The 10,174-nt window shown below is 35.6% G+C and carries 7 protein-coding genes and 1 pseudogene; 5 read left to right on the forward strand and 3 right to left on the reverse strand.

The features are described from left to right. Positions 1-242, reverse strand: a pseudogene (locus tag JR312_RS04600) (TrkH family potassium uptake protein); the annotation flags it as partial. Positions 243-383: 141 nt separating this feature from the next. Between JR312_RS04600 and JR312_RS04605 the strand changes: the two are divergent. Then, positions 384-1,442 (forward strand): hypothetical protein, encoded by a 1,059-nt coding sequence (locus tag JR312_RS04605; RefSeq protein ID WP_244226868.1) that lies wholly within the window; start codon positions 384-386, stop codon positions 1,440-1,442. 72 nt (positions 1,443-1,514) lie between these two features. Here the strand turns inward: JR312_RS04605 and JR312_RS04610 are convergent, their stop codons facing one another. Beyond that, positions 1,515-2,531 carry a substrate-binding domain-containing protein gene (locus JR312_RS04610; RefSeq protein WP_070356802.1) on the reverse strand — a complete coding sequence of 339 codons (1,017 nt, stop codon included), beginning with the start codon at positions 2,529-2,531 and terminating at the stop codon, positions 1,515-1,517. Positions 2,532-2,672: 141 nt separating this feature from the next. Here JR312_RS04610 and dcd point away from each other — a divergent pair, with 141 nt between their 5' ends. Further along, positions 2,673-3,230: a dCTP deaminase gene (dcd, locus tag JR312_RS04615; protein WP_006280485.1), complete on the forward strand. Its 558-nt coding sequence runs from the start codon at positions 2,673-2,675 to the stop codon at positions 3,228-3,230. On the opposite strand, the gene JR312_RS04620 is transcribed toward dcd, so the two are convergent. Continuing rightward, positions 3,231-4,241 carry a hypothetical protein gene (locus JR312_RS04620; RefSeq protein ID WP_244226867.1) on the reverse strand — a complete coding sequence of 337 codons (1,011 nt, stop codon included), beginning with the start codon at positions 4,239-4,241 and terminating at the stop codon, positions 3,231-3,233. 281 nt (positions 4,242-4,522) lie between these two features. On the opposite strand from JR312_RS04620, the gene JR312_RS04625 reads away from it, so the two are divergent. The 3 genes from JR312_RS04625 to JR312_RS04635 all read left to right on the forward strand — a co-directional run. Continuing rightward, a complete protein-coding gene (locus JR312_RS04625) occupies positions 4,523-7,858 on the forward strand; it encodes a glycoside hydrolase/phage tail family protein (RefSeq protein WP_416647842.1) in 3,336 nt (1,111 codons plus the stop codon). Between the two features lie 57 nt (positions 7,859-7,915). Then, positions 7,916-8,731, forward strand: coding sequence for a hypothetical protein (locus tag JR312_RS04630; RefSeq protein ID WP_022626257.1), 816 nt, complete (start codon positions 7,916-7,918; stop codon positions 8,729-8,731). Between the two features lie 355 nt (positions 8,732-9,086). Then, positions 9,087-10,174 (forward strand): Bcr/CflA family efflux MFS transporter (locus JR312_RS04635; protein ID WP_465219118.1); only part of this gene is annotated, 1,088 nt, incomplete at its 3' end.

Raw genomic sequence — 10,174 nt, forward strand, 5'->3', positions numbered from 1 at the left:
GTGCAACTAGTAATCGCAAAAATTGCTGGCATTCCATGCAATCTACTTAATTTACCGAGTAAAATAAAAATTGCGCCAGATGTGCAGGTAATTATGAATCCAGCGAGGAAATTTTTCCATTTGTAGCTGAGACATTTATTAGTAATAGCAGGAATAAGCATTGCTAAGCTAAACAGCAATAGGAATATTCCCACAATAAATACAATTGAACGCAAATTTTGTAAACGTTGATGATTTTTCATAGAATTACTTCCTCGCTATACAAAGCCATAAAAGCTACTCTAACGTCAAGCATTTTGTTGGCCTTTATTAACAGTTATTAACAATATACTTGATTTACTTGTAAATATGTGTGATAATTAAATTTTTATTAGAGGTAAGATATGGTTGAATTAACTGATATACAAAAAAAAATTCGAGCTTCATTAATTATAGCAATTAGCAATAACTACCCTCAAAAGGTCCAGGGCATATTCGACAATAATGAATGTGATAATATACAAGCAGTTTTGAACCACGAGGGGATTGGGGCTGGTTACAAAGATAATTTTTTAGATTTTGCTATTATTGGTCTTGACGCTGGAGTTAAAGTTCAAGGAGAAATTGGAGAAAACGTAGAGATCATTAAACAAATTTGGAAAGTTGCTAATCAGAAAACTCGTGATTTTGTGTGTTGTCGTGCAATAGAGAGTTTTCGAGGATTTGGCCTTTATAACATACCTGCTCTTAAAACAGTTATTCAAGAAATAGAAGAGCACAAGAGGGTAATGGATCTTGATATGGCACTAAGGCGTGCAATAAGAAGTCTTAATGTTGATCAAGTTAAAACAGCACTAGAGAATTGCGGTGAAGATGTAGAAAGTGTTTTGACGCGAAATGTATATTGGAGTGATGCTACTGATATTGATTGCTTGTTAATTTATCCTCTGATGGTTGACTATGAAAGAAATCTTGGCAAAGAAGAATTTGAAAAGATAAAAGAGATCACTAAACTTCTTTGGGATAAAGCTTCCCCTGATGTTCGTAACTTCTGGCTTGAAGACCACATGGTTAATAGAGAAGGTCAAAATACAGAAGATAACTATATAATAGGTTCTCTTGAAAAGCAACAAAAAGAGTATGCTAATATAGCTGGTGAGGGATGGCTTGAAGACTTTATTCAAGAAGTTAAGGGTTATAAAAAGGACAGAGAAATAAAGCTTAATGAATACAAAGGGAAGATCGCTCTAGGCGTTGTTGGACTATGCGTAGTTGGTGCTATTGCAGCCTATGTGCTGGCATATCCTGTAGTTGCATTAGTTTTAGAAGTTTCAGCAGTTTCAGCATTGGCTGTACTAGCTTATATTGGAGGAGTTTGTGAGAAATCAGAAAGTCCAAATACGAAAAGTTTGAACCCGGTTGTTTCTGGGTGTTGCAACAACGCAGAACTGCCTAATCAGTAATCCATTGTCATCCCAGCGCGCCGCGCTGGGTCTGACTACGCTAGAACAAAGAATATAAAAGAAACGTTGCCGTCACGTTATATCATAAACCTTTGCTGAAGCTTTCTTTATATCTTCACTTGAAAGTGGAATTAGACCAAGCCTAGATAGGTACCCATCTTCAATGCCGATCGAATCTATAATTTCTTTTACGAATTCTCTTAATCCATCAACAGTATCCAAGTGTTCCCTCTTTATGTAAAGGTATAGAGGTCTTGCTAATATATATTTTCCCGATGATATATTTTCGTAAGTTGGCTCAATTCCTGCAATTGTGCTCCCTTGTATTTTATCTTGATTCCTCATTAAAAAGCTGAAACTAAATATCCCTAAGGCGTTCTTGTTACTTTTCAATTTTTGTATTATTATATTTTCATTAATTCCAACTTCTATATACCTTCCGTCATCCCTTATATTACCACATGCTTTCTTTCTTTCTTCCTGATCTTTATAATTCTCTTTGAAAATTCTCGAGTTCATGCATGAATATTGATCAAGCATAATAGAATTAACCAAAGTTTCGTATGTACCTGTATTTTGATGTGGACCATAAATTTCAATTTCTGTTTTTGGTAAGGCTTGATTGACATTAGACCAAAACTTCTTATTATTTTTTACTAATTTATCATTTTCTTGAGAATATGCAGATAAAGTTTCAAATAAGTCCTTCTTTGTGAAATCAAATCTATGGCTTTGATTTGAATTTGCAATGACAACTCCATCATAGCCAATGATGATTTCTATCACTTCATTAATTTTATTCCTTTTACATAGTTCTCTTTCTACTTCCTTCATAGGGCGAGATGAAGTGGTGATGTCTGGAGTGTCTTCCCCTATTCCTGAGCAAAACATTTTGAATCCTGATCCACTTCCTATCGATTCCACAACTGGAGTCTTAAAGGAGAATACACGGTTGAACTCTTCGGCTATAAACGAGATAAAAGGAAAAACAGTTGAAGATCCAACAATTCTGATGTATTTCCTGGCATCAGCATTTGATAGCGGCGTGAATAATACGAATACAAAAATCAGGAGAAAGTTTCTAAGCATTATTTTTAGTTAAGAACATAAATCTAATTATTGTAATAAAAAATCAAACTGAAAAGCTTTAATTGCATGACAAAAGCTACAGTTTACATTTAAATTTTATTTTATATTATTGTAAGTATTACACAACTTTAAGGGGCAATTATGGCAGTTATGCCAGATAAATGGATAAGAGAAAAAGCTGAAAATTTTGGAATGATAGAACCTTTTGTGAACCACAAAAGCAGCAAAGGTGTTATATCTTTCGGACTATCATCTTATGGTTACGATGCAAGAGTGGATAATAAATTTAAAATTTTTACTAACGTTAATTCAGCCATCGTGGACCCTAAAAATTTTTCTGAGAATAGTTTCATAGATAAGGAAACAGACGTATGTATAATTCCACCAAATAGCTTTGTGCTTGCAAGTACAGTGGAATATTTTCGTATACCAAGGAATGTACTGGTCATTTGTGTTGGTAAATCAACTTACGCAAGATGTGGAATTATAGTAAACGTTACTCCCTTAGAACCTGGATGGGAAGGTCATGTCACACTCGAATTCTCAAACACCACTCCACTTCCTGCGAAAATTTACGCTAATGAAGGCGCATGCCAATTCGTATTTTTAAGCGGCGAAAGTGAATGCGAGAAATCATATGATGATATGAAAGGAAAATATATGAATCAGCATGGTATTACTTTGCCGCTGGTGAAATAATTACTGCTTTCGTTGTGAGCTACCAAACTGCTCTATAGACAATATTCCACTATCACCAGATAGCAAAGTTCGCGCTGATTCACTTTGCTTAAGATGTTTAATTGCTTGCTTTTTGTCAGTTCCAGTGCGCATACTGCAGCCAAGTTGGAAATCTATTCCATTTTCAACAATGTTACATGAAAACCCCATAGCAGTAGCGAAACCTTCTTGTTTATTAGTAGCATTTCCGGTAACAACACCACAAGCAGTGAAGTTACGATCATTTCCAACTGTTCGCATCATCATTCCACCATCTCGTATACCATCATTATTTATATCCTTTGCTATAACAGTCTGGTCTACAAATCGCGTATTACCCACTTCTCGAGATATTACTTCTACAGTCGGTTGATTATGTAGTTGACCATTACTTACTAATGCTTGATTATATGCTGAATGGTGTTGTTCTGAATTACTTTGACTATTACTCCTTAGTTCATTTTGCTCGTGCTCTTCATTATTTTGATGTTGGTCAGTTCCTGATATGCTAGCTTCTTTTTCAACACGCTCATTGTATTCTTTATCATTACTTATCTCAACTTTATTTACTGGTTGACCTTGACTGTTTTCTATGTCTTTTTGACTAAACATGTCTTTATTAATGTAATAAAAAATAAGACCAGGTATCAGTGAAATTATTAGATTTAATACAATGCACGGAATTAAAACCACGGTAGCAGCTATATAGATTAGAGAGCTAACTATAAACTTTATTACTTTAGATAATTTAGAATCATCTTTTTGAACATTAACAGCATTCAAAAAAAGCATAGTTAAGCTAAGAGATAATGCTGTTATAGCAGTAGGCACGATGATTGGAACAAGTAAAAAAGCATTGATTAATTTTTTTCCAGAACTAGTTGGTTTAGTGCTATTATTCAGTGATGTAAGATAGTTTTGACCAACATTAGTAATCCATTTTGTACCAGACAAGACTCTTTTACTATTTTCTTCCGACATTTCAAATTTCATTGGCACCCCCAGATTATAATGCTAAATTGTACTAAAAATTAATATAAAATCAACATAAATTTTTCACTTCCGCACTTTTTCATTGTTGCTTACAATAACTATAGCTACACGATTTACTTGTGTGCTTTTCTTAATTAAAAACTTCAACTATCCATTGTAAGCTGCTGAATTTCTTATCATAGTATCTGTCATCCCAGTACCACTTTCTTGTCATCCAAGTAGCGTGACACTTGGATCTTCTCTCAACAATTTCAAAAAAATCTATCAAAAGGAGGATTACCATGTCTACAATAATTTTATCATCAATTTTTGGTCAAGCAGGCAGCATTTTTGGTCCAATTGGCCGGATTATCGGCTCAGAACTCGGTGCTCTTCTTGGTGCACAGCTAGATGGGGCAATGTTCGGCCTTGATGCCGAGCAAAAAGTAACGCATGGTGCGAGACTAAAAAATCTGCAAGTTCAAACCTCAACCTACGGCAGAACGATTCCAATTATCTATGGCACTGCTCGTGTTGCAGGGAACATTATTTGGTCACAGCCAATAAAAGAAGAGGCGATAACCACCAAAAGCAAAATTGGAAGAGGTATGAACGTTACATATAATTACTACGCAACGCTTGCAATTGCGATCTGCAAGGGGAAAGTAGAAAAATTAAACAGAATCTGGGCAGATACAACATCACTTAGCTTTGATGAAATAGATTATACTTTTTACAGCGGCAGAGAAGACCAAAATCCTGATCCATTTATGTCATCAATTGAAGGAGAGGGGAATGTGCCGGCTTATAGGGGAATATCTTACATAGTCATCAAGAATTTTCCTTTAGCAGACTATAACAATCGCGTCCCGATATTTACATTTGAAGTGCGAACTGCATTAAAGCCCGTTGGGTTTTCAATAGCGGAAAATATTCGGAATATCAATATCATACCAGGTTCAGGTGAGTTTGTATATGATACAAAAATACAGAAGAAAATCGCGCAAGAGAAAATAAGCAGCAACCAATATATCCCATATGGGCTGGCGCAAAGGGTAAATCACAACAACCACACTAAAAAGAGCGATGCAATGCTTTCTTTGGATCAATTAAAAGAAGATTTGCCAAATGTTGAGTTGGTGTCGGTGGTAGTCAATTGGTTTGTGAATGATCTGAACATTAAAGATTGTAAAATATATACTGCAGTTGAATTTCAAGATGATTCCGCAATATTACCTGATGATTGGCAAGTAGGGGGTGTAACCAGAGATAATGCTCAGCTAATTTCAAAAGATGCGAGTGGAAACCCAAGGTATGGTGGCACAGTTAGTGATGCAGCGTTGATAAGATATATAGAAGAGCTACACAGCAGAGGCTACAAGGTGATGCTCTATCCAATGCCCTTACTTGACACAAAGAACAAAGAGTGGCGAGGAAAATTGAGCGGGACCCCTGGGGATATAAGTGATTTTTTTGAGAATCAATATAACAAATTTATAGAGCATTATGCAAGCATTGCCAAACAAACTAAAGTGGAAGGGTTTATCATCGGATCTGAATTTGCGCAACTTACCAAAATCAGGGATGAACAAGGGAATTACCCTGCCGTTATAGAGCTAGTTAAGCTTGCAAAGCGAATAAAACTTCAGCTTGGAAAAGAAGTAACGGTAACTTACGCTGCTGATTGGAGTGAATACCATTCATATGATGGTTGGTATAATATGGATGAGCTTTGGTCTTCAGAGTACATCGACGTTATTGGCATAGATGCTTATTTTCCACTGACTGATGGTCCAGAGCCTCCTTTTGGTTATTCCGCGGAAGATGTAATGGGTGGTTGGAGCAGTGGAGTGGGGTATGATTATTTCTATGATTACTCAAAGAGTGAACCTGAAAAAGTAAAGTATAACGACAGCAGGTATGCGTGGAAAAATATAGAGAAATGGTGGAGTGAAACTCACATAAACCCCAGTGGTAGTAAAACGAAATGGCAACCAAAAATGAAAAAAATATGGTTTACTGAGTATGGATTTCCCAGTATGAACGGCTGCACTAATGAGCCAAATGTGTTTGTTGATAAAGGCAGCATAGAGAGCAAATATCCACGATATTCAAACGGAGAGGTGAGCTTTCTTTCGCAAAAAATTGCAATTGAAGGAACGCTAAAGAAGTGGCAAAGCTCGGAAATGGTAGAAAAAATGTTTCTCTGGGCATGGGATGCAAGGCCATTTCCTTATTTCCCCAATTTGTGTGATATGTGGACTGACTGCCATAATTGGCAGACAGGACATTGGATTCAGGGAAAGCTTTCACAGCTTAATATTTCCGATGTTTTATCGGATCTATTACAAAAAGCAGGTTTAAAAAGCGATCAGTTCGATACGAGTGATGTTAAAGGATTATTGTCTGGATATGTAATAAATGACCAGCAATCGGTACGTTCAATTATTAAAATGCTGCAAAGTTGCTATTTTTTTGATGTGGTTGAACAGGACTCTAAACTGAAATTTGTCCAAAAGGGCAGGGGAGTTACGACTGAAATACCAATTGGTGAAACGGTTTTCAGTAACAATTCAAAACTTGCTAATATCAGTCAATTAGATTTAAACAATAAAGTTAACGTCGTTTATTTTAATCGCAATTTTGGCTATCCAATTGATGTTAAATATGCTGAGTTGCCAAAGCAAGGCGCTGCTATAACAGTTGAAATACCGCTCATTATGGAGGAGGGAGAGGCGCAAAATATCGCTGAGGTTTTACTTTATTCTTCGTGGCAAGAGAGAAATATATACAATTTCAAGCTACCGATAAAATATGCGTGGCTTGTGCCAAGTGATGTAATAACGATTTTAGACAGTGAGAAAAAACATACGGTGAGAATTATAAAAACGAAATTTGAAAGCATGTCCATTCAAGTAATTGGCGTTGGTTATGATCACTCTATATATAAGCTTTCTTTTCCTTCAACAAGGTCACTTATGCTGAAGGAATACCCTCCTTCTCATATCAGCAAAACCATCGTAGAAATGATAGATTTACCGGATATTAAAGGTAATAGTGCAAGCTTTACTTTAATTAGTGAGGAAAAGAATTGGAAAGGAGCAACACTCTTTATTTCGTACAACGATAAGGATTATAAGCCTATCGCAAACACAAACAAGCAGTCTACTTACGGATATGTAATGGAATCTACCGACGAGGGGCTTATAGTAGTGTTACGTTTTGGTGTATTGAGTTCTTCATATAACCATTATTTAAGTGATGGTGTCATTCCAGCGCTTGACCATATTTCTCCTGGATCCCAGTGTCTGGGCACTGGGATGACAGAAGAGGGTTTTACAAGCACTAATGTTAGTACTATAAATGTAAGCAATTTAGCACTGGTTGGAAAAGAGATAGTAAAATTTCAGAGTGCCGAACTTATAGATAAAAATAAATATAAGCTTAGCAACCTAATTAGAGGGCAAGAGGGCACCAAAGAGTATCAGCACACCGCAGGTGAAAAATTTACTCTGCTTGATGATTCAGTAATATCTTTCGAAGTGCAAAGGGGAAAAAAGTTTTACCTAAAAGCAGTGACTTACGGTGACTCGCTGGAAAATACGGAAGTGAAAGTGATAAATTCATTTAGTAATTGAAATTTAATAAAGTAAGTGCTAGAATTAATATACAGGTATTAATGGTAGAGATATAACATGTCAAAGGAAATGGTCAATGCGTTGAAAGCTGAAGTGAAGAAGCTCAAATATGCTGATTTCAAAGCTAACACTTGGGACGAAGTAATTTCTGGTGAGGGAACATATAAGGATCTTAATAGAACACACGGCCTTGCTATTAACGGACAAAAAATAACTAACGAATTTATTAACAATCTGTATTCAAAACATAAAAATCTAATTCTACGGGATGAAAACGGAAAAGGGAATTATCGTCCATTTCTCAGACAAATTTTTACAGAAATGTTTAAACACGTTGGTGCAACAATTCCCAATAACTCTATTATTGAGGAGTTAATAAATAACTATTATCAGGGCGGATATACTCATTTTCTTCCTAATGATATGAGTCAAGCTCTTGGATCTTTTCATTTGTCAACGCAAAGCAACTGTATGACAAGAGAGTATATTATGGATTGTCGTGAACCCAATTGTATAAAGCTTAGTTTTAGCATGAAATATACAAAAATGCTTAACTATGATGATTGTACATATATCGAAACACCAGGTTTTTGCAGTTCAGCGGAGTTTAAACTGAAATGTGAAGATAAAAATGTAACATATGAAGATGGTAAAGTACTTCTTACCATTCCTAAAGAGCTAAAAAACTACAAAGTAAGTGGTAAGAATTTGTTTGATGTTATTGTTGAATATTTTCAGAAGCTTTGCGAAAAATTGGGCTTTAAATTTGAGACAAAAGTGGAACATAGCCTTGGTGAACCACTAAAGGTAGTAAGTGAGGCAAATGCATCTTCTGTTGAAGACTTAAAGCTTAAAGTGAATAATCAAAGGTAAGATATTGAAATTCGTGCTTTTCATGATTTTAGCTTAAGATTTCAGTGTCAAAGCACATAACTGTACGAACATTGTGATTTGAATCCACTAGGAGGGTGTCATCTAAGTAGCCTCCTTCTCCTGTCATCCCAGTGCCATGACTACTTGGATCCAGAAACTTAATTGCAAGTAAGTAAACTGCTTTGATGAAATTGTATAATGGAAACTAGATCCAAGTAGTCATGGCACTGCCCTACTGGATAGAGCCTTCACAGGCTTTTTCTTGAATAGCTACTCTTAATTTCAGTAGTTAATTTAATATACTAATGAAAAAAATACATTATAATTAAGTATATTTAATCCAGTAAATCATTAAGTGAAAACAGCTCTTTCGCAAAATATCATCTCTCTTATTATGATATTGTCTGTAGCAATTGTCGATATGGCAACTGACCTATACTCAGTTGCACTACCAAGCATTGCCAATTATTTTAAAGTAGAAGGCAGTGTAGTGCAGCTTACAATTAGCTTAAATCTAGTTGGATTTGCGGTATCTGGCTTAATTTATGGTCCATTATCGGACCATTATGGTAGGCGTCCAATGATGCTGATTGGTATGACAATTTTTACTTTGGCAAGTGTCATGTGTTATATAGCCGACAGTATTATGCTCTTGATACTAATTCGCTTCATACAAGGGGCAGGAGCTGGTGTTGCAGGTGTTGTTGGGTATGCAGCAATAAGGGATATGTACTCGGGTAGTGAATACTCGAGAGTAATTTCAAAATTAAATATGGTTGTGGCACTCTCACCTGGAATAGCTCCAGTGGTGGGCAGTTATATAATTTCACATGGGTATCATTGGAAATTTTTGTTTTTTATTATGTCACTCGCGGCAATTGCTATACTTATTTTTATCTACTTTAAGTTACAAGAAACACTCACTGTAAATAAAAATGAAACCAGTATAACTAACATAACTACTAATATCTTCAAGCAATATATATCAATATTTAGAAATTATCGTTTCCTTGGGTTTTCAGCCATTCATGGATTAACTTTCATGTGGCTTTGGGCATACATTGCTAACTACCCGTTCATATTTGAATCGATGGGCATTGAAGTACAGTATTTTGGCTACCTCATATCGATCATAGTCATATTCTACATAATTGGAACTTTAATTAATAGAAGGTATGTACCAAAAGTAGGGGTTAGCAAAATGCTAATAATAGGTTTGGTGTTACCGATAATATCCGATAGTTTATTGGTATATTTTTATTTCGCGGACAAGTTGAATATATTCATTCTTCAAACTGCTTGGATTCCAGCCAATATCGGACTTGCATTAATAATAAGCAATAACGTAACTTCTGCTTTAGAAACGATCAAAGGTATAGGGCTTGGTAGTGCAGTCCTCTCATTCTGCAATATGATGTTTGGGGCTATTGGAATATATATAGT

The sequence above is a fragment of the Wolbachia endosymbiont of Nasonia giraulti genome, from assembly GCF_048054155.1.
Classification (GTDB): domain Bacteria; phylum Pseudomonadota; class Alphaproteobacteria; order Rickettsiales; family Anaplasmataceae; genus Wolbachia; species Wolbachia pipientis_C.

Bases quoted from the DNA above. Each gene is read 5' to 3' on its own strand.
- JR312_RS04605 (WP_244226868.1), top strand. From the start codon at position 384: ATGGTTGAATTAACTGATATACAAAAAAAAATTCGAGCTTCATTAATT.
- JR312_RS04610 (WP_070356802.1), bottom strand. From the start codon at position 2,531: ATGCTTAGAAACTTTCTCCTGATTTTTGTATTCGTATTATTCACGCCG.
- dcd (WP_006280485.1), top strand. From the start codon at position 2,673: ATGGCAGTTATGCCAGATAAATGGATAAGAGAAAAAGCTGAAAATTTT.
- JR312_RS04620 (WP_244226867.1), bottom strand. From the start codon at position 4,241: ATGAAATTTGAAATGTCGGAAGAAAATAGTAAAAGAGTCTTGTCTGGT.
- JR312_RS04625 (WP_416647842.1), top strand. From the start codon at position 4,523: ATGTCTACAATAATTTTATCATCAATTTTTGGTCAAGCAGGCAGCATT.
- JR312_RS04630 (WP_022626257.1), top strand. From the start codon at position 7,916: ATGTCAAAGGAAATGGTCAATGCGTTGAAAGCTGAAGTGAAGAAGCTC.